The sequence below is a fragment of the Agrococcus pavilionensis RW1 genome, from assembly GCF_000400485.1.
Lineage (GTDB): Bacteria > Actinomycetota > Actinomycetes > Actinomycetales > Microbacteriaceae > Agrococcus > Agrococcus pavilionensis.
The window spans coordinates 18,163-37,070 of the sequence record NZ_ASHR01000035.1 but is presented as its reverse complement, the minus strand read 5'-3'; the positions used below and the strand labels follow the sequence as shown (position 1 = coordinate 37,070).

The window sequence follows — 18,908 nt, the reverse complement described above, 5'->3', positions numbered from 1 at the left end:
CGGCGGCCCGGCGCGAGCGACGGATGCGCCGGGCTCAGTCGGTCGTCGTCGTCGCGGGCGGCGCGTGGTCGTCGCGCACCGCCGCGGGGCGGCCGCGGAGCCGCTCGAGCGCGGCCATCAGGTGGTAGATCACGAGGGTCGCGACCGTGCCGAGCACGATGCCGCCGAACGAGATCTGCCCCGAGGCGAGCGTGAAGTCGGCGATCGCCACGATGAGGCCGACGCCCGCGGCGAACTGGTTGCGCGGGATCGAGAAGTCGACCTTGTTCTCGACCCAGATGCGCACGCCGATGATGCCGATGAGGCCGTAGAGCGCCGTCGTCACGCCGCCGAGCACGCCGTCAGGAGTGGCGAAGATGACCGCGCCGACCTTCGGCGAGAGGCCCAGCAGCACCGCGGTGATCGCGGCGATCCAGTAGGCGGCCGTCGAGAACACGCGCGTCGCGCTCATGACGCCGATGTTCTCGCCGTACGTGGTCGTCGGCGAGCCGCCGAACGTGCCCGCGATGGTGGTGGCGATGCCGTCGGCGAAGAGCGCGCGGCCCGCGAGCGGGTCGAGGTCGCGGTCGAGCAGCTGGCCGACGCCCTTGACGTGCCCGAGGTTCTCGGCGACGAGCGGCAGCACGACCGGCACGAACATGAGGATCGCCGGCAGCAGCGCGGGATCGAACGTCGGCGACGTGAAGGTCGGGAGCCCGATCCACGCGGCGTCCTCGATCGCCTCGAGCTTCTCGGGGTCGACGCGGCCCGTCAGCAGCGCGATGACGTAGCCGAGGACGACGCCGAGCAGGATCGCGAGGCGCGCGACCATGCCGCGGAAGAGCACCGACGTCAGCACGATCGCGAGCAGCGTGATGGCCGCGAGCAGCGGGTCCTTCACGAAGTTGTCGCGCGCGGCCGGGGCCAGGTTGAAGCCGATGAGCGCGACGATCGTGCCCGAGACGACCGGTGGCATGACGGCGCCGATCCAGCGGGTGCCCGAGAAGTGCACGATGACGCCGACGAGCGCGAGCAGCAGCCCGACGAGGATGACGCCCGAGAGCGCGAAGCCCGGCCCGCCGATCTCGGTCGCGGCTCCGATGGGCGCGAGGAAAGCGAACGACGAGCCGAGGTAGCTCGGCAGCCGGTTCTTCGTGATCAGGAGGAAGAGCATCGTGCCGAGCCCTGAGAACAGCAGCGTCGTCGACGGCGGGAAGCCCGTGATGATCGGCACGAGGAAGGTCGCGCCGAACATCGCCACGACGTGCTGCATGCCGAGGCCGATGGTGCGGGGCCAGGCGAGCCGCTCCTCGGGGAGCACGAGGTCGGATGCGGTCAGTCGCGACGCGTCGCGGAGGCGCCAGGTGAACATGTGGTTCCTTCGGTGTTCCGGGCGGCGGCGACCGCCTCTCGGATCGTAGTCCGCAGTCATCCGCTCGGGCGACGCGCACCGCGCCCGATCCGGGCTAGCGTCTCGAGGTGCTCTCGACGATCCTCGCCGGCTACCCCTGGCTCGCGCCCGCGGCGCTCGCCGCGCTCGCGCTGCTGTCGCCGCCCATCGGCGCGCTGCTCGTCAGTCGGCCGCGCGCCGCGTGGACCCTCGCCGCCCTCGCGGCGCTCGCCGTGCTCGTCGCGACGCTCAGCCCGACGGGTCGCGAGCTCGACGCGGGTTGCGTCCTCGTCGTCGAGGCGCGGCTCACGGCCCCGGAGCCGCTCGCGAACGTCGTGCTCACGGTGCCGCTCGCGCTGCTCGTCGGTGTCGCGAGCCGCAGGCCGGCGCTCGGCGCCGCCGTCACCATCGTGCTCGCGCTCGCGATCGAGGCCGTGCAAGCGCTCGTGCCGGCGCTCGGCCGCTCGTGCGCTGCCGACGACGCGCTCGCGAACGGCGTCGGCGCCGCGGTCGGCGCGCTGCTCGCGGTCGCGGCGCTCGCGATCGCGCGGCGAGCGCGGCCGGGCGCGGACCGCCCGGCCGACCGACGCATCCGCACCCCTCAGTAGGCCTGCTCGCGCTGCTCGGTGACGACGTGCAGCAGCACGAAGCGTCCGCCCTCGCGCCACAGCCGCAGCGCCTCCTCGACCGCGGCCGGCACGTCGGCGTCGCGCTCGGCCGCGATGCCGTGCCCGCCGTAGGCGCGAGCGAGCATCGCGAAGTCGGGGTTCTCGAGCTGCGTGCCCGAGACGCGGCCCGGGTGGCGCCGCTCCTGGTGCGTGCGGATGGTGCCGTACTCCTGGTTGTCGACGAGCACGACGAGCGGCGTGGCCCCGACCTGCGCGGCGGTCGCGAGCTCCTGGCCGTTCATGAGGAACTCGCCGTCGCCCGCGATCGAGACGACCTGCCGCTCGGGGAAGTGCAGCGAGGCGGCGACAGCCGATGGGATCGAGTACCCCATCGACCCGTTGCCGCAGCTCACCATCGAGGGGTAGGCGCGGGTGGGGAAGTAGCGGTGCGCCCAGTTGGTGTGCTCGCCGGCGCCGAACGTGACGAGCGCGTCGTGCTCGAGCTGCGGCACGAGGTGCGCCATGACGGTCGCCATCGAGGCGCGGCCCGCGCCGGGCTCGAGGCCCGGGAGCGCGCTGAAGGCGACCTGCTGCTCGCGGAGCCTCGCGGTCCACTCGGCGCGGCGATCGTCGGGCGCGAGCTCGATCCGCTCGAGGTCGCGGGCGAAGGCGCTCGGGCGAGCGAGGATGTGGTGGCTCACGGCGCCCGAGCGGCCGCGCAGGGTCGGGTCGATCGAGACGAGGAAGTTGCGGCGCTCCCAGCCCTGCCGCACGAGGAAGCCGTTCGTGATGACGTCGCCGGGGAGCGTGCCGACGAAGACGAGCAGGTCGCACTCCTCGAGCACGTCGAGCGTCGGCTTCGGGCGGCCGTAGCCGATCGGGCCCGCGTAGGAGGGAGAGTCGAACGGCACGATGCCCTCGGTGCGCCACTCGGCGACCGCTGGCAGGCGGTGCCGCTCGAGCCAGCGGGTGAGCCGGGCCGACGCCTGGGCGTCCCAGTCGCTGCCGCCGGTGACGAAGAGCGGCTTCTCGGCGGTCGCGAGGGCGTCGCGCAGGGCGTCGAGGTCGTGCGCCGTCATGCCGCCGTCGGCGACCGGCAGCTGCGGCTGCGGGTGCCGCTCGATCGACTCCCGGATGACGTCTTCCGGCAGCCCGACGACGACCGGCCCCGGGCGCCCGGCGCGAGCGAGGAACAGCGCGTCGGCGACGACCTCCTGCGCCCGCTCGGCGACGTCGAGCGTGACCACGCTCTTCGCGCCGGCGGCGAACCAGCCGTCGACGTCGAACTCCTGGAACGCCTCCTTGTGCCGGTGCGCGAGCGGGATGAGGCCGATGAACAGCACCATCGGCGTCGAGTCCTGCCACGCGGTGTGCACGCCGACGAGCGCGTTCGCCGCGCCCGGCCCGCGCGTCACCATCGCGATGCCCGGCAGCGGCCCGAGCTTGCCCTCCGCCTCGGCCATGTAGGCCGCGCCGCCCTCGTGGCGGCACACGACCGTCTCGATGCTCGAGTCGTGCAGCCCGTCGAGCACCTCGAGGTAGCTCTCGCCCGGCACGACGAAGGCGCGCCGGATGCCGTGCTCTTCGAGCACGCGGACGATCGCGTGGCCCGCGGTCTCGGTGGCGGGGTGGGGATGCGTGGGTTCGGCCTGGCGCGTCGGCGCGGGCATGAGCTGGGTCAAGAGTGCTCCAAGTTTCGGCAGGAGTGATGCGAGGTGTGAGTCGCCATCGCTTCGGGCGGGTCGCCGAGCGGGCTCTCGCGGGGCCGGGAGGCTCGCGGTGGCGAGCGGGGCCGAGGGGTCGAAGGTGCCGAACCGCACCCGACGCTACGCGCCGCGCCGACCCGAGCGGCTGATCTCCCCGCGCGAAAGATCCCAGTATCTTCACCCCGCGCCAAGACGAGCGCGGCTTCCCGAGCCGCAGAGTGCCGACACTCTGCGGTCCGCGACCCTCGAGAACGACAGAGTGCCGACACTCTGCGGCCCGCGCCCTTCGCGCAGAGTGCTGGCACTCTGCGCGAAGGGCGCCTCGCCCGCGTGGGCGGTGCGCGCTAGGTTCGCTGCGTGATCGAGCACATCGCGGTGCGTGGCGCGCGGGAGAACAACCTGCAGGGCGTCGACGTCGACATCCCCAAGCGGCAGCTGAGCGTCTTCACCGGCGTCTCCGGCTCCGGCAAGTCGAGCCTCGTGTTCGGCACGATCGCGGCCGAGTCGCGTCGCCTCATCGACGAGACCTACGACGCGTTCGTGCAGGGCTTCATGCCGCCGTCGCCCCAGCCCGACGCCGACAGCCTCGAGGGGCTCACCGCGGCGATCCTCGTCAGCCAGGACCAGATGGGCGCGAATTCGCGCTCGACCGTCGGCACCGCGACCGACGCGTACACCATGCTCCGCGTGCTCTACTCGCGCGTCGGCACGCCGCGGCTCGAGTCGTCGGTGATGCTCTCCTTCAACGATCCGCGCGGCATGTGCCTCGCGTGCGAGGGCCTCGGCCGCGTGTCGACGATCGACGTCGATGTCATCGTCGACCGCTCGAAGAGCCTCAACGAGGGCGCGATCGACTTCCCGAACTACGGCGTCGGCACCTGGTACTGGAAGATCTACGCCGACTCGGGCCTGCTCGACCCCGACAAGCGGATCGCCGACTACACCGACGACGAGCTGCACACCTTCCTGCACGGCGAGGAGCGGAAGCTCGCGTTCGCCGGCTTCAACATGACCTACGAGGGCCTCATCCCGAAGCTCCGCAAGAGCGTCTTCGTCAAGGACGTCGACTCGATGAAGCCGACGCTCCGCGCGATCGTCGAGCGCGCCGCGACCTTCGAGGCGTGCCCCGAGTGCGGCGGCTCGCGGCTCAACGCCGCCGCGCGCGAGGTGCGCGTGCAGGGCGTGACGATCGCCGAGGCGACCGCGATGCAGCTCACCGACCTCGCTGCCTTCGTCGCCGCCATCCCGCCCGATGCGGGCGGCGCCGCGACCGCGCCGCTGCGCGCGAAGCTCGTCGACCTGCTCGAGACCTTCGACGCGATCGGCCTCGGCTACCTCTCGCTCGACCGCCCCGCCGGCAGCCTCTCGGGCGGCGAGGCGCAGCGCACGAAGATGGTGCGCCACATGGGTTCGGCGCTCACCGACGTCGCCTACGTCTTCGACGAGCCGACCGCCGGCCTCCACCCGCACGACGTGCAGCGCATGAACGAGCTGCTCCGGCGGCTGCGCGACAAGGGCAACACCGTGCTCGTCGTCGAGCACAAGCCCGAGGTGATGGCGATCGCCGACCGTGTCTTCGACCTCGGCCCGGGCGCCGGCGTGCACGGCGGCCGGGTGGTGTTCGAGGGCACCTTCGACGAGCTGCGGGCCTCGGGCACGCGCACGGGCGAGCACCTCGAGCACCGGCAGCAGCTGAAGGCCCAGGTGCGCACGCCCGCCGGCAGGCTCGAGATCCGCGACGCGCGCGAGCACAACCTGCAGGGCGTCGACGTGGATGTGCCCACGGGCGTGCTCGTGGCCGTCACGGGGGTCGCGGGCTCGGGCAAGTCGTCGCTCATCCACGGCTCGCTGCCGCGGGACGGCGTCGCGTTCGTCGACCAATCGGCGATCAAGGGCTCGCGGCGGTCGAACCCCGCGACCTACACGGGCATCCTCGAGCCCATCCGCAAGGCCTTCGCGACCGCGAACGGCGTCAAGCCCGCGCTCTTCTCGGCGAACTCCGAGGGCGCGTGCCCCGAGTGCAAGGGCCTTGGCGTCATCTACTCCGACCTCGCGTTCATGGCCGGCGTGACGACGCCGTGCGAGCTGTGCGGCGGTCGGCGCTTCACGGCGGAGGTGCTCGAGTACGAGCTGCGCGGCAAGTCGATCGGCGACGTGCTCGACATGTCGATCGAGGAGGCCGCCGGCTTCTTCACCGAGAAGCAGGTGCGCCCGATGCTCGGCCGGCTCGTCGACGTCGGCATCGGCTACATCACGCTCGGGCAGACGCTCACCTCGCTCTCGGGCGGCGAGCGGCAGCGGCTCAAGCTCGCGATCGAGATGGGCACGACCGCCGACGTCATCGTGCTCGACGAGCCGACGACCGGACTCCACATGGCCGACGTCGACAACCTCATCCGGCTGCTCGACCGCATCGTCGACGCCGGCCGCACGGTCATCGTCATCGAGCACAACCTCGACGTCGTCTCGCGCGCCGATTGGCTCATCGACCTCGGGCCCGGCGCGGGCGCGCAGGGCGGACGCGTCGTGTTCGAGGGCACGCCGATCGCGCTCGCGACCGAGCCCGGCGACTCCCTCACCGGCCGGCACCTCGCGAAGCGGCTCGCGGCGGTGTGACGCTGCTCAGTCGATCAGGCCGGTGAGCTCCTTCACCGCGTCGGCGACCGCATCCGGCCGATCGTTCGCGATGTAGTGGCCCGAGCCCCGAGCGGTCGAGATCCGCAGGTCGGCGGCCGTGCCGCGCCAGGGCCCGAGCGTGGCCTCGGTGAGCACCGGATCCTCGCCCGCGAGCACGATGCGCGTGGGCAGCGCGAGGTGGCGCCCGTCCCACGCCCCGCGGCTCATCGCCGCCATGCCGGGCAGGATGAGCCGACGGTAGATCGCCGAGAGGCCGCGCGCCTTCTCGGGCTCGCGCCAGACGGCGAGGAACGCCTCGCGCTCGGCCTCGTCGAAGGTCTCGCGCTGCCAGTCGAGCATGTAGCGCACGATGCGCTGCTTGCCGGTTCGCGCGCTCCATGCGCCGACGCCGGGCGTCGCGAGCACCGGCTGGAACCACACGCGCCACAGCTGCGTCAGCATCGCGCCGGTCGGCCGCGTCCACGGGTGCGGGGAGCCGAGCGCGACGAGCCCCGCGATGCGGTCGGGGTGGTCGAACGCGATGCGCCAGCCGAGGAAGGCGCTGTAGTCGTGGGTGACGAGCACGGGCGGCTCGCCGCCGAGCGCGTCGAGCAGTCCCAGGACGTCGTGCAGCTGCGAGTCGACGTCGAACCCGTGCCGAGGCGACTCGCTCCAGCCGGCCCCGCGCAGATCGGGCATGTGCAGCCGGTGGTCGCCGGCGAGCTCGGGCACGACGCGCCGCCACTCGAACCAGTGCTGCGGGGAGCCGTGCAGCAGCAGCACGGGCCTGCCGCGACCCGCCTCCGCGACGTGCATCGAGAGATCGCCGACCCGGATGCGTCGGTGCGTCGCGCCTGCCAGCTCCGGCATGGGCGCGGTGGTCGTCGTCGTCATGGCCGCACGGTACTACGGCTGTAGTAGACACGCCACTACGGATGTAGTCCTACAGTGGCATCGTGACCTCGACTCGAGAACGCATCGTCGCCGCAGCGCTCGAGCTGCTCGGCACGGAGGGCGCGCGGGCGCTCACGCATCGCCGGGTCGACGAGCTGGCGGGCCTCCCGCAGGGCTCGACGTCGAACCACTTCCGCACCCGTGCCGCGCTCATCGACGGCGCGTCCGACGGGCTCGTCGCGGCGGAGCTGCAGGGGTTGCGGCCGATGGATGCGACGACCGTCGAGGAGCTCGTCGAGCAGGCCGCGCGAGCGATCGAGCTCGTGACCGGAGCGCTGCGCACCGCCACGGCGGCGCGGCTCGCCCTCTTCCTCGAGGCGGACCGCGACGAGCGGCTGCGCTCGAGGATCAGCGCCTCTCGCGCCGCGTACGTCGAGGTCGTCGTCGCCGCGATGCGCGCGGTCGGCGCGGCCGATCCCGCGACCGGAGCGGAGGCGCTGATGGCCGCGAGCGAAGGCGTCATCCTGCACCGGATCGCGCGCCACGACGAGCGCGACCCCCGCCCGCTGCTCGAGGTCGTGGTGCGCGGCGCGCTCGCGGCTCGCGCCGCCGGCGAGGCCGCGATGCCGGAGCCTCCCGAGCGCTCGACGTAGACTCCGCGGCATGCAGATCACCGCCCTCCGCGACGAGTCGACGTTCGTCGACCTCCAGGGGGTCACGATCCACCTCTACAAGTGGCAGCCGGGCCGGCCGAAGGCGGCGGTGCTCATCGCGCACGGCCTCGGTGAGCACGCCCTGCGCTACGAGCACGTCGCGCAGCGACTCGTGCAGGCGGGATACGCCGTGTGGGCCATCGATCAGCGCGGGCACGGCGCGACGGGCGTCGAGCAGCACGGCGGCGACGTCACGAAGCTCGGCCGGCTCGGCCCCGGCGGCATGCGCGCCGTGGTCGGCGACCTCGTCAACGTGCTCAAGCGCATGCGGGCCGAGCACACGACGATCCCGATCGCGATCGTCGGGCACTCGTGGGGCTCGCTCTCGACGCAGATCCTGCTCAACAGCCGCAGCGACCTCGTCGACGCGGCAGTGCTGAGCGGCACCGCCTACCGCGTGCCCGGCTGGATGAACGCCGGCGACCTCAACGCCCGTCACGCGCACCTGGGCTCGACCGGCTACGAGTGGCTTTCGCGCGATCCCGCGATCGTCAGCGCCTTCGTCGACGACCCGCTGACCTTCCCCGCGAAGGTGCTCCCGCTCTTCGGCGTCGCCGACGGCACGCGCCTCTACGGCGTGCCGAAGCGCATCCAGCCGCCCATCCCGCTGCTCATCGCGGGCGGCTCCGACGACTCGCTCGGCGGCGCCAAGTCGATGCGGCGGCTCGCGGAGGCCTACCGCCGGCGCGGAGGCCTCGACGACGTGACGCTCACGATCTACCCCGGCGCGCGGCACGAGATCTTCAACGAGATCAATCGTCAGAAGGTGCTCGACGACCTCACCGCGTGGCTCGACGAACGCCTCTTCGAGCCTCGGATCGAGACGCCCGGCGCCTAGGCTGTCGAGGTGGCCGAGCCGTGGATCCCCGACGTGCTCGGTGCCCCGTTCGAGCAGCGCACGCTCCCGCTCGGCGACGATGCCGAGGGGCAGGTCGTCGCGACGCTCGTGCGCCGCCTGCCGGGGTGGGGGCAGCGGATGCTCGGACCGCTCCGCGACGTCGACGTGCTGTACGTGCACGGCTGGTCCGACTACTTCTTCCAGGCCGAGCTCGCGCAGTCCTGGAACGACCTCGGCGCGCGCTTCTACGCCCTCGACCTGCGCAAGTACGGCCGGTCGCTGCGCGACGGGCAGACGCCCGGCTACGTCGACTCGCTCGACGCCTACGACGCCGACATCGCGGCGGCGCTCGACGCGATCGGCCACGACGGCGAGCCGCGCTCCCGCCGCCTCGTGCTGCTCGGCCACTCGACCGGCGGGCTCACGCTCACCCTCTGGGCTGCGAGGCACCCCGGCGTCGCCGCCGCGCTCATCCTCAACAGCCCGTGGCTCGAGCTGCAGACGGGCGCGCTCGCGCGGCAGGCCATCGCGCCGCTGCTGCGCGCGCACGCGCGCGTTGCGCCGCTCAGCGCACCGCCCGCGATCGAGCTGAGCACCTACGCGCGAGCGCAGCGCGAGATCGGCTCGCTCCCGACCGCCGAGGGGCGCGAGCGCTGGCGGCCGGCGGAGGCCTTCGCGATCCTCCCCGGCTGGCTCAACGCCGTGCTCGCGGGTCACCAGCGGATCGCGGCCGGCGTCGACGTCGGCTGCCCCGCGCTCGTGCTGCTCTCGGCGCGCTCGACGCCGCCGTTCCGGTGGGTCGACGAGCTCACGAGCTCCGACTCGGTGCTCACGGTCGACGACATCGCGCGCGCGGCGACGCGGATCGGCTCGGTCGTCACGATCGCGCGGATCGACCGCGCGATCCACGACGTGTTCCTCTCGTGGCCCGAGCCGCGCGCCGAGGCGTACGGCGTCATGCGCGCGTGGGCGACGGCCACGCTGCGCGCGCCGCGCTCCGCCGGCCTGCGCTCGAGACGCGCATCCGCCTAGGCTGAGGGCCATGCACGGCGAGTACAAGGTCCCCGGCGGCAAGCTCGTGGTCGTCGACCTCGAGGAGCAGGACGGCCGCATCGCCGGCTTCCGGCTCGCGGGCGACTTCTTCCTCGAGCCCGACGACGCGCTCGGCACGATCGACGCCGCGGTCGACGGCCTGCCCGTCACCGCGACCGCCGCCGAGATCGGCGAGGCGATCAAGCGCGCGCTGCCGCAGGACGCGGTGCTGCTCGGCTTCACGCCCGAGTCGGTCGGCGTCGCGATCCGCCGCGCGCTCCAGCACGCGAGCTCGTTCAGCGACTACGAGTGGACGATCATCGACGACGAGCCGCGCCTGCCGATCGTGCACGTCGCGCTCGACGAGGTGCTCACCGAGGCCGTCGGCGCGGGCTCCCGCGGGCCGACCCTGCGCTTCTGGAACCTCGCGGGGCCCGCCGTCTACCTCGGCTCGTTCCAGTCGTACCGCAACGAGGTCGACCCCGAGAACGCCGAGCGCCACGGCATCCCCGTCATCCGCCGCATCACGGGCGGCGGCGCGATGTTCTCCGAGCCCGACAACGCGATCACCTACTCGCTCTACGTGCCGGGCGACCTCGTGCAGGGCATGAGCTTCCAGGACTCCTACGCGTTCCTCGACGCGTGGGTCATCGAGGCGCTCAAGGGACTCGGCATCGACGCGTACTACGCGCCGCTCAACGACATCACGTCGGCGCGGGGCAAGATCGGCGGCGCCGCGCAGAAGCGGCTCGCCTCCGGCGCGGTGCTGCACCACGCGACGATGTCCTACGACATCGACGCCGACAAGATGACCGAGGTGCTGCGCATCGGGCGAGAGAAGCTGAGCGACAAGGGCACGACGAGCGCGAAGAAGCGCGTCGACCCGCTCAAGTCGCAGACCGGCATGCCGAAGGCCGAGGTGCAGGAGGCGCTCAAGGGCACGTTCCGCCGGCTCTACGGCGGCACCGAGGGCGCGCTCACCGAGGCCGAGCTCGCCGAGGCCGAGGAGCGCATCCGCTCGAAGTTCGCGACCGAGGAGTGGCTCCACCGGGTGCCGTGAGTCCGGCGGGCCCGAGGGCCGATCCGCAGGAACCCGGCCTTACGATCATCGCACCATGGACTTCTCACTCGCGCTCACGCCCGACCTCCTCGCGATCTTCCTCACGCTCTTCGTGCTCGAGATCGTCCTCGGCGTCGACAACGTCATCTTCATCTCGATCCTCGCCGCGAAGCTGCCCGAGTCGCAGCAGGCGAAGGCGCGCACCCTCGGGCTCACCCTCGCGATGGTCATGCGCGTCGGGCTCGTGCTGCTCGCCGGCTGGATCATCACGCTCAACGACGACCTCTTCACCGTCTTCGGCATGGGCTTCTCGGGCCGAGAGCTCATCCTCATCGGCGGCGGCGGCTTCCTGCTCTACAAGGCGATCCACGAGATCCACCTCAAGCTCGAGGGCGAGGAGGAGTCGCACGGCTCGAACGCCGCGAAGGCGACGTTCGGCGCCGTGCTCGCGCAGATCCTCGCGATGGACCTCGTCTTCTCGCTCGACTCGGTCATCACCGCCGTCGGCATGACGAGCAACATGATCGTCATCATCAGCGCGGTCGTCATCTCCTTCGGCATCCTGCTCTTCGCCGCGCGCTACATCTTCGAGTTCGTCAACCGCCACCCGACGGTCAAGATGCTCGCGCTGTCGTTCCTGCTGCTCATCGGCGTCTTCCTCATCGCAGAGGGCTTCGGCTTCCACATCGACAAGGCGTTCATCTACGGCCCGATGGTGTTCGCGGTGCTCGTCGAGGGCCTCAACCTCGCGGCGGCGGCGCGCCGACGCAAGCGCGAGGGCGCGAAGGACGAGGCCGTGCGGCTCCACCTGCGCACGTACGCCGGCCCGGTGCGGGGCAGCGTGCCGCTCGGCCCGCTCACCCGCTCCCAGGCGGCCGCGGCGAGCGCCGAGGCGCCGGTCGGGGACGACGCGGGGCGGGACGGCGGCGCCTGAGCCTTGTCGCCCATCCGCCCGCAGGGTTGGATGGGCGGCATGACCGAACCTGCAGCGCCCGGCACCCACGTCGTCGTGGGCGACGACTCCGACCGCTGGCGCTTCGAGGCGCACATCGGCAGCCAGCTCGCCGGCGTGCTCTCCTACGCGGACGACGAGGAGACGGGCGAGCGCACGCTCCAGCACACCGTCGTCGGCGAGGCGTTCGGCGGGCACGGCGTGGGCAGCGCGCTCGCCGCCTTCGCGATCGCGGAGGCGCGCGAGGCGGGTCGCCGCATCGTGCCGCAGTGCACGTTCGTGCAGCGATGGCTCGAGAAGCACCCCGAGCAGGCCGACGTCGTCGCGCACCCGTACAAGCCGTCCACGGCGTAGCCGCGCGCCGCGCCGGAGGCGCGAGCGGCTGATCGCGCCATGAGCGGATGCTGGGCCTCGGCGCCTTCGAGCAGGCTTGGCTCAAGAGTCGCCGAGAGCGCTGGGGGACAGCGCGGACGGTGTTACGTTGCCCGTGCGCGCCGTCGACGAGGACGGCCGACACGGGCCGGGGGACTCCCTTGAAGCAGCAGCTGGTGGCGGTGCTGACCGCCGCGATGGTAGGCATCGGCGTCATCGCCGCTGCGCCGACGCCGGCGGTCGAGCCGCCCGAGGTGCCGGCGCAGATCGAGCGCGTCGCCGCCGTCTTCGACGGCATCAACGCCTACCGCGCGGCGAAGGACCTCGAGCCGCTGCTGTTCTCGCCCGAGATCTCCGAGGGCTCGCTCGAGTGGAGCCTCGAGATGGCCGAGACGGGGGTCTTCGCCCACAGCCCCGACCCCGGTTCGCACCTCCCGCGCGGTTCCTCGCGCGAGGGCGAGATCATCGCGTCGCGCTGGGATCGCGACGCGCTCGGCCTCGTCGACCAGTGGATCGCGTCGCCGTCGCACGAGGCCGCGCTCACGCGCGACTTCACCGTCATGGGCGTCGGCATCGCGATCGGCGATGACGGGAAGATGTACGGCACCGTGCACTTCGGGCGCTACCGCAACCCGGATGCGATCGACGCCTTCGTCGACGTGCGCGCGTGGCTCGATGCCATCGGCGCCGAGGCCGCGGCGAGCGTCGAGCCGGCGGCGCCGCCCGTGCCGACCGGGCCGACGGTGTCGCGCGTCGCTGGCGCCGATCGCTTCGAATCCGCCGTGCTGCTCTCGCGCCGCTACAACGACCCGGCGACGGTGCAGACCGCCTACCTCGTCTCGGGCGAGGCCTTCGCCGACGCGCTGAGCGCCGCGCCCGCGGCGGCCCAGCCGGGCGGCGCGCTGCTGCTGACGCAGCGCGAGCAGCTGCCGGCAGCCGTCGGCGAGGAGCTCGCGCGACTCGCTCCCGCGAGGGTCGTCGTCGTGGGCGGGTACGGCGCGATCTCGGCGGGCGTCGAGACCGCCGTCCGGGAGCTCGTGCCGCTCGCGCAGGTCGACCGCATCGCGGGTGCCGACCGCTACGCCACGAGCGCCGCGATCGCGCGCGACGCGTTCCCCGGCTCGGCCGAGGCGTACATCGCCTCGGGACTCGGCTTCGCGGATGCGCTGAGCGCCGCCCCGATCGCTGCGCAGCGGGGCGCGCCGGTGCTGCTGACGCCGCCGGGCGAGCTCGCGCCGGCGCTGCGCGACTTCCTCGACGAGCGCAGCCTCGTCTCGATCACCATCGCCGGCGGGACGCCGTCGGTCTCGATCGCGACGGAGCGCTCGATCATCGAGGCTACGGCCCTGCGGCCCTCGCGCCTCGCGGGCAGCGACCGCTTCGCGACCAACGTCCTCGCGGCCAGACGGGGTTCGGTCGCCGAGCGGGAGACGGTGCTGCTCGCCCCGGGCTACGACTTCCCGGACGCGCTCGCGGCCGCCGCGCTCGCGAACCGCGTGGGACCGCTGCTGCTGACGGCCCCATCGTGCGTGCCGGCCGGCACGCTCGCGATGCTCGAGAGCACCTACCGCCCGAGCGAGGTGGTCCTGCTCGGCACCGAGGCGGACCTCGGTGCGGGGGTCGCGGCGCTCGAGCACTGCGGCTGACCGCCGCGTGAGGGCCCTCCGATGCGCGGCCGGTCGAGGTGTCGTACGATGGGGGCGCTGCGAGAGCGGCACTGCGGATGTAGTTCAATGGCAGAACTTCAGCTTCCCAAGCTGATAGCGCGGGTTCGATTCCCGTCATCCGCTCCACGAGGCCCGGTCGACGACCGGGCCTTCGCCGTGTCCGCTCGTTAGGCCGTCGCCGCCCGCCGCACCGCGAGCTGCAGGATCGCCACGCCGGTGCTCGTGGTGTCCGCCCGCCGCAGCTCGAGGTCGCGCCGCGGCCCCTCGCCGAACAGTCGCGTGCCGCTGCCGAGCGTGACGGGGTGCACGAGCAGCACGAAGCGGTCGACGAGCCCCGCCGCGTGCAGCGCCCGCACGAGCTCGCCGCTGCCGAGGATCGAGAGCTCCCCGTCGACCTCTTGCTTGAGCCGCGCGACGGTCTCGACCGCCTCGCCGTGCAGCAGCGTCGACGAGGGATGCGCGACCGGCGCGCCCGAGCGCGAGGCGACCCACTTGGGCGTGCGCCGCAGGAAGTCGCCGAAGGGGTTCGGCTCGGGCGCCGAGAGCCAGTGCCCGACGACGTCGTCGTAGGTGCGGCGGCCGAGGAGCATGCCGCTCGTCGTCGCCATGCCCTCGCCCATGATCGCCAGCTGCTCGTCGTTCGCGAACGGCGCCGCCCAGCCGCCGTGCGCGAACCCGCCCCTCGTGTCCTCCTCGGGCGCGGCGGGTGCCTGCATGACGCCGTCGAGCGTGATGCTCTCGGTCGCGGTGATCGTGGCCATGCGCCGACCCTGCTCGCCGAGCCCGCGCGCGTCAATGCGCGAGTTCGCGTCAGCTCGGCAGCTGCAGCGGCTGCAGCACCCCGAGCCGCAGCCAGAGGAGCGGGGCGACGACCGAGAGCGCGACCGTCAGCAGCAGCGTCAGCACCACGACGATGTACTGCACGCGCCGGCGCCCCTGCGAGATGCGGCGGAAGCCCCACGCGACCGGGATGCCGACGAGCGCGACCATGATCGCCACGGTCGGTGCGACCCAGTGGGGGATGCACGCGAGCACCGCGAGCGCCGCGACGCCGACGGCGATCGGCCACATGCGCGGCTCGCGCCGCGCGCGCCGCTCGTGCTCCGGCGGCGGCTCCCACGGCAGCTCCGGCACGGGCACGGGCCCCGCGTCCAGCGGTGCGGATGCGTCGGCGGGCTCCCGCGGCGGGCGGATCCTGCGCGTCCACGGTGCGGCCGCCGACGGGGCATCCGGCTCGGCGCGACCGTCGCCGCCTGCACCCGCTGCCGCCCGGCGCTCGGGCGGTGCCCAGCGCGCCGCGTCGTCGTCGTGCCCCTCCACGCATCCATCGTGGCAGGCGGCGCCCGCGCCGTCTCCGCCCCGAGCGGTTCAGGGGAGCGGCGGCAGCTGGAGCCCGCTCGGCCCCGTCATGGGCGGCGGTTCGCGCCTCGCGCGCGCGGCGGTGAGCGCGACGCCCGCCGAGGCGATGATGACGAGCGCGATCGCGAGCAGGTCCCAACCGGTGAGCAGCTCGCCGATGACGAGGAAGCCGAACAGCGCCGCCGACGCCGGTTCGAGCGCCATGAGGATGCCGAACACGCGCGTCGGCACGCGCCGCAGCGCGAGCAGCTCGAGGCCGTAGGCGATCGCGCTCGAGAGCATCGCGATCCCGAACGCCGGCAGCAGCACGCTCGGGTCGGCGGCGACCGCGTCGATCGCGCCCAGGAGCCCGAAGGGCAGCACCGCGACGGCCGCGATGACGAGCGCGCCCGCGAGCCCGCCGACGCCCGGCACCCGCTGCCCCACCTGCGCCGAGGCGAGGATGTAGGCGGCCCAGCAGCCGCCCGCCGCAAGCGCGAGCAGCACGCCGACCGGGTCGAGGTCGCCGCCGATCGACTGCACGCCGATGACGCCGACGCCGAGCGCCGCGACGCCGACCCACGCGAAGTCGACGGCTCGCCGCGACTGCACGAGCGCGAGCACGAGCGGCCCGAGCAGCTCGACCGTCACCGCGACCGCGATCGGGATGCGGGGGAGCGCGAGGTAGAACAGCAGGTTCATGCCCGCGAGCGTGAGGCCGAGGAAGACGATCGAGCGCCACGCCGCGGCGTTCCACGAGCGGATGCGCGGGCGCGCGATCGCGAGGACGACGAGCGCGGCGAAGACGAGCCGCAGGAGCGTGAGCCCGGCGGGGTCGATGCGGTCGAGCACCGTCTTGGCGATCGACGCGCCGAGCTGCACTGAGGCGATCGAGCCGAGCACGAGCGGCACGCCCACGAGCAGCCCGCCGGTCGGGATCCCGCGCAGGAGGGAGCGGGCGGAGGCAGGCACCCCTCCAGCGTAGGACGGCGCCGCCGCCTCGAGCGGCCGTGCGCGCGTCACGCCAGAGGATGATCTTCGGGCGAGCCTGTTCCGCTCCTGGGGCGCGAGCCCCAGGATGTGGCTATGGATCGTCCCTCCTGCCGCCGGCGCCCACGATGAGCGCGCCCGCGAGCCCCGGCGCGCCCGAGCCGCTGCCGGCATCCCCCGTCTTCGTCGACCCGGTCGCCATCGACCCCGCGCGCCCGCACGACGGCGTCGACCTCGCCGCCGACGGCATCGTCGTCGACGGGCTCCGGCGCAGCTTCGGCGGCGTGCACGCGGTGCGGGCGATGACCTTCCACGCGAAGCCCGGCCGGGTGACGGGGCTCATCGGCCCGAACGGCGCGGGCAAGACGACCCTCATGCTCATGCTCGCGTCGCTGCTCGCCCCCGACGCCGGCGCGATCCGCGTTGCGGGCGCCGACCCCGTGCGCGACCCGCGGGCCGTGCGGCGTGCGATGGGGTGGATGCCCGACGTACTCGGCACGTGGCGCACGCTCTCGCCGCGACAGATCCTCGTCACCGTCGGGCGCCTGCACGGGCTGCCGGAGCGCGTCGCGCGGGACCGCGCCGACGAGCTCATCGTGCAAGCGCGGCTCGAGGAGCTCGCGAACCGGCCGAGCCGCGTGCTCTCGCGCGGCCAGCAGCAGCGGCTCGGGCTCGCTCGCGCGCTCGTGCACCGCCCGCGCGTGCTGCTGCTCGACGAACCGGCCGCCGGCCTCGACCCCACCTCGCGCCTCGAGCTGCGCGAGCTGCTGCGCGGCTTCGCGACCGCGGGCGGCACCGTGCTGATCTCGAGCCACGACCTCTCGGAGCTCGACGAGATCGCGCAGGACGCCGTCTTCGTCGACCGCGGCGAGGTCGTCGGCGGCGAGCGACTCGTGCTCGCCCGGCAGGCGGCTCGCGAGTGGCGGGTCCGCGCGCTCGACCCGCGGGCGCTGAGCTACCAGCTCGCGAGCATCGGCGTGGCCTTCGACCGAGTGCGGCTCGAGGGCGATGTCGCCCTCATCGCGCTGGACCGGGAGGAGCACGCCGCCGACCTGCTGCAGCGGCTCGTGGCCGCGGGCGTGCCGATCGTCCACTTCGCGCCCGCCGTCGGCGACATCGAGCGCACCTACCTCGGACTCGCGGGAGGCCGCCGATGAGCCAGACAGCGACCCTTCCTCCCGAGGCGCCGGCGCCCGTGCAGCCTCCCGCGCGCGGGTTCGGGGCGTGGATGCGGATGCTCGGCGTGGTCGTGCGGCTCGAGCTCGCGCAGCGCGTGCGGAGCGTCGCCTGGTACGTGCTGCTCGTCGTCGTCGGCCTCGTCGTCGGCGGCGTCATCGTCGTGCTGTTCCTGTCGCTCGCCGACTACCAGCGCGACCTCGGCGGCGCGATCTTCTCGACCACGATCTTCCTCGTCATGCTCGTCACCTCGCTCGTGACGCCCGCGCTCAGCGGCAACGCCATCAACGGCGACCGCGACGGCGGCACGCTCGCCGCGACGCAGGTGACGCAGGTGACGGCCGGGCAGCTCGTGCTCGGCAAGGTGCTCGGTGCGTGGATCGCCTCGCTCGGCTTCCTGCTCGTGTGCGCGCCGTTCATGCTCGGCTCGGCGCTGCTCGGCGGGCTGCGCATCGAGGCGGTCGCGGTCGCGATCCCGGTCGTCGTGGTCGAGATCGGCGTCGTCTCGGCGATCGGCGTCGGGCTCTCCGGGCTCATCCGCCGGCCCGTGCTCTCGACGGTCGTCACCTACCTCGTCGTCGCGTTCTTCAGCGTCGGCACGCTCATCGGCTTCGGCGTCGCGACGATCGCGTTCCAGAGCGAGGAGACCTACAACGAGGTCGAGTGGGACTGGGACGAGACGACCGATGCGACGACGTGCCGCGTCACCGATCGCACGTTCGAGACGACCGTGCCGCGGCCCGATCGCGTGTGGCCGCTGCTCGCCGCGAACCCCTACGTCATCCTCGCCGACGCCGTGCCGCCGCATTTCGACGCGAGCGGCTACCCCGACGACCTGCTCGGCCAGATCGCGAGCGGCGTGCGCTACGCCCAGCTCGAGCCGGTGCAGGAGGAGTGCCCGGAGATCCTGCCGAGCGGGGCGTGGCAAGGCGAGACGGCCGAGGAGGTCTACGAGCGCACGGTGCCGAGCTGGTTCGTCGGCCTCGCCATCCACCTCGCGCTCGCGGCGCTCGCGGTGTGGGGCGCGATCGGCGCCGTGCGCGCCCCCGCCCGCACGCTCGCGCCCGGCAGCCGCATCGCGTGACATCCGCGATGATGAGGGCATGACGCTGCCTCCCAGGGCCGAGGCCATCCGGCGAGAGCTCGCCGCGCTCGGCATCGACCGCGAGATCATCCGCTTCCCCGAGGGCACCCACACGGCGAAGGCCGCGGCGGCGGCGCTCGGCATCGACGTCGGCGCGATCGCCAACTCGCTCATCTTCTGGATGGCGGATGCGCCCCTGCTCGTGATGACGTCGGGTCGCCACCGCGTCGACACGGCCGCGCTCTCCGCGCAGCTCGGCGACGGGCCGATCGAGCGCGCGACGCCCGAGCAGGTGCGAGCCGCGACCGGCCAGGTGATCGGCGGCGTCGCGCCGCTCGGGCACCCCGCGCCCATCCGCACGATCGTGGACGTCGCACTCGCCGACTACGAGCAGCTCTCGGCGGCGGCCGGCACGGCCGACACCGTCTTCATGCTGACCTACGCCGAGCTGCTGCGCATCACGGGCGGCGAGGAGCGCGTGGTCGGCGACTAG

The 18,908-nt window shown here is 73.3% G+C and carries 18 protein-coding genes and 1 tRNA gene; 13 read left to right on the top strand and 6 right to left on the bottom strand.

Features of this window, described 5'->3' with window-relative positions; genetic code table 11:
- Window positions 1-34: 34 nt before the first annotated feature.
- On the bottom strand, window positions 35-1,351 hold the full coding sequence (locus L332_RS27130; protein ID WP_021011493.1) for a uracil-xanthine permease family protein: 1,317 nt from the start codon (window positions 1,349-1,351) through the stop codon (window positions 35-37).
- Window positions 1,352-1,458: 107 nt separating this feature from the next.
- Here L332_RS27130 and L332_RS27125 point away from each other — a divergent pair, with 107 nt between their 5' ends.
- Window positions 1,459-1,977 (top strand): VanZ family protein, encoded by a 519-nt coding sequence (locus L332_RS27125; protein WP_021011492.1) that lies wholly within the window; start codon window positions 1,459-1,461, stop codon window positions 1,975-1,977.
- Here the strand turns inward: L332_RS27125 and L332_RS27120 are convergent.
- Window positions 1,971-3,647, bottom strand: a complete 1,677-nt coding sequence (locus L332_RS27120; RefSeq protein ID WP_052588765.1) for a thiamine pyrophosphate-dependent enzyme — start codon at window positions 3,645-3,647, stop codon at window positions 1,971-1,973. The genes L332_RS27125 and L332_RS27120 overlap by 7 nt on opposite strands.
- Before the next feature lie 393 nt (window positions 3,648-4,040).
- Between L332_RS27120 and L332_RS27115 the strand changes: the two genes are divergently transcribed.
- Complete coding sequence (locus L332_RS27115; RefSeq protein ID WP_021011490.1) at window positions 4,041-6,299, top strand: ATP-binding cassette domain-containing protein; 2,259 nt, start codon at window positions 4,041-4,043, stop codon at window positions 6,297-6,299.
- Window positions 6,300-6,305: 6 nt separating this feature from the next.
- On the opposite strand, the gene L332_RS27110 is transcribed toward L332_RS27115, so the two are convergent.
- Window positions 6,306-7,193 (bottom strand): alpha/beta fold hydrolase, encoded by an 888-nt coding sequence (locus L332_RS27110; RefSeq protein WP_021011489.1) that lies wholly within the window; start codon window positions 7,191-7,193, stop codon window positions 6,306-6,308.
- Between the two features lie 62 nt (window positions 7,194-7,255).
- On the opposite strand from L332_RS27110, the gene L332_RS27105 reads away from it, so the two are divergent.
- From L332_RS27105 to L332_RS27070, 8 genes are all read left to right on the top strand, one after another.
- Window positions 7,256-7,846 carry a TetR/AcrR family transcriptional regulator gene (locus L332_RS27105; protein ID WP_021011488.1) on the top strand — a complete coding sequence of 197 codons (591 nt, stop codon included), beginning with the start codon at window positions 7,256-7,258 and terminating at the stop codon, window positions 7,844-7,846.
- A 10-nt stretch (window positions 7,847-7,856) separates the two neighbouring features.
- The gene (locus tag L332_RS27100) at window positions 7,857-8,744 is read left to right on the top strand and encodes an alpha/beta hydrolase (protein WP_021011487.1); all 888 of its coding nucleotides are present in this window, start codon (window positions 7,857-7,859) and stop codon (window positions 8,742-8,744) included.
- Between the two features lie 9 nt (window positions 8,745-8,753).
- On the top strand, window positions 8,754-9,776 hold the full coding sequence (locus L332_RS27095; RefSeq protein ID WP_021011486.1) for an alpha/beta fold hydrolase: 1,023 nt from the start codon (window positions 8,754-8,756) through the stop codon (window positions 9,774-9,776).
- A gap of 10 nt (window positions 9,777-9,786) precedes the next feature.
- Complete coding sequence (locus L332_RS27090; RefSeq protein WP_021011485.1) at window positions 9,787-10,836, top strand: lipoate--protein ligase family protein; 1,050 nt, start codon at window positions 9,787-9,789, stop codon at window positions 10,834-10,836.
- A 55-nt stretch (window positions 10,837-10,891) separates the two neighbouring features.
- A complete protein-coding gene (locus L332_RS27085; RefSeq protein WP_021065107.1) occupies window positions 10,892-11,770 on the top strand; it encodes a TerC family protein in 879 nt (292 codons plus the stop codon).
- A 39-nt stretch (window positions 11,771-11,809) separates the two neighbouring features.
- Window positions 11,810-12,142: a GNAT family N-acetyltransferase gene (locus L332_RS27080; RefSeq protein WP_021011484.1), complete on the top strand. Its 333-nt coding sequence runs from the start codon at window positions 11,810-11,812 to the stop codon at window positions 12,140-12,142.
- Between the two features lie 194 nt (window positions 12,143-12,336).
- Window positions 12,337-13,806: a cell wall-binding repeat-containing protein gene (locus L332_RS27075; RefSeq protein WP_021011483.1), complete on the top strand. Its 1,470-nt coding sequence runs from the start codon at window positions 12,337-12,339 to the stop codon at window positions 13,804-13,806.
- Window positions 13,807-13,879: 73 nt separating this feature from the next.
- A tRNA-Gly gene (locus L332_RS27070) sits at window positions 13,880-13,953 on the top strand.
- Between the two features lie 41 nt (window positions 13,954-13,994).
- Here the strand turns inward: L332_RS27070 and L332_RS27065 are convergent.
- Genes L332_RS27065 through L332_RS27055 form a run of 3 tightly spaced genes read right to left on the bottom strand, consistent with a single transcriptional unit; the run spans window position 13,995 to window position 16,137 of the window.
- On the bottom strand, window positions 13,995-14,588 hold the full coding sequence (locus L332_RS27065) for a dihydrofolate reductase family protein (protein ID WP_021011482.1): 594 nt from the start codon (window positions 14,586-14,588) through the stop codon (window positions 13,995-13,997).
- A gap of 49 nt (window positions 14,589-14,637) precedes the next feature.
- Entirely contained in the window at window positions 14,638-15,147 is a 510-nt protein-coding gene (locus L332_RS27060) for a hypothetical protein (RefSeq protein WP_021011481.1), read from the bottom strand.
- A gap of 48 nt (window positions 15,148-15,195) precedes the next feature.
- Window positions 15,196-16,137: an EamA family transporter gene (locus tag L332_RS27055; RefSeq protein ID WP_021011480.1), complete on the bottom strand. Its 942-nt coding sequence runs from the start codon at window positions 16,135-16,137 to the stop codon at window positions 15,196-15,198.
- A gap of 146 nt (window positions 16,138-16,283) precedes the next feature.
- Between L332_RS27055 and L332_RS27050 the strand changes: the two genes are divergently transcribed.
- From L332_RS27050 to L332_RS27040, 3 genes are read left to right on the top strand one after another with little or no spacing between them, the layout of a single operon-like run.
- A complete protein-coding gene (locus L332_RS27050; RefSeq protein ID WP_021011479.1) occupies window positions 16,284-17,312 on the top strand; it encodes an ABC transporter ATP-binding protein in 1,029 nt (342 codons plus the stop codon).
- Complete coding sequence (locus tag L332_RS27045) at window positions 17,309-18,415, top strand: ABC transporter permease (RefSeq protein ID WP_144061101.1); 1,107 nt, start codon at window positions 17,309-17,311, stop codon at window positions 18,413-18,415. Before L332_RS27050 ends, L332_RS27045 begins: the two co-directional genes overlap by 4 nt.
- 19 nt (window positions 18,416-18,434) lie before the next feature.
- The gene (locus L332_RS27040; protein ID WP_021011477.1) at window positions 18,435-18,908 is read left to right on the top strand and encodes a YbaK/EbsC family protein; all 474 of its coding nucleotides are present in this window, start codon (window positions 18,435-18,437) and stop codon (window positions 18,906-18,908) included.

Excerpts from the sequence above, each read along its gene's own strand:
- L332_RS27065 (WP_021011482.1), bottom strand. The coding sequence starts at position 14,588 with ATGGCCACGATCACCGCGACCGAGAGCATCACGCTCGACGGCGTCATG.
- L332_RS27045 (WP_144061101.1), top strand. The coding sequence starts at position 17,309 with ATGAGCCAGACAGCGACCCTTCCTCCCGAGGCGCCGGCGCCCGTGCAG.
- L332_RS27120 (WP_052588765.1), bottom strand. The coding sequence starts at position 3,647 with ATGCCCGCGCCGACGCGCCAGGCCGAACCCACGCATCCCCACCCCGCC.
- L332_RS27040 (WP_021011477.1), top strand. The coding sequence starts at position 18,435 with ATGACGCTGCCTCCCAGGGCCGAGGCCATCCGGCGAGAGCTCGCCGCG.
- L332_RS27110 (WP_021011489.1), bottom strand. The coding sequence starts at position 7,193 with ATGACGACGACGACCACCGCGCCCATGCCGGAGCTGGCAGGCGCGACG.
- L332_RS27090 (WP_021011485.1), top strand. The coding sequence starts at position 9,787 with ATGCACGGCGAGTACAAGGTCCCCGGCGGCAAGCTCGTGGTCGTCGAC.
- L332_RS27100 (WP_021011487.1), top strand. The coding sequence starts at position 7,857 with ATGCAGATCACCGCCCTCCGCGACGAGTCGACGTTCGTCGACCTCCAG.
- L332_RS27050 (WP_021011479.1), top strand. The coding sequence starts at position 16,284 with ATGAGCGCGCCCGCGAGCCCCGGCGCGCCCGAGCCGCTGCCGGCATCC.
- L332_RS27130 (WP_021011493.1), bottom strand. The coding sequence starts at position 1,351 with ATGTTCACCTGGCGCCTCCGCGACGCGTCGCGACTGACCGCATCCGAC.
- L332_RS27080 (WP_021011484.1), top strand. The coding sequence starts at position 11,810 with ATGACCGAACCTGCAGCGCCCGGCACCCACGTCGTCGTGGGCGACGAC.
- L332_RS27085 (WP_021065107.1), top strand. The coding sequence starts at position 10,892 with ATGGACTTCTCACTCGCGCTCACGCCCGACCTCCTCGCGATCTTCCTC.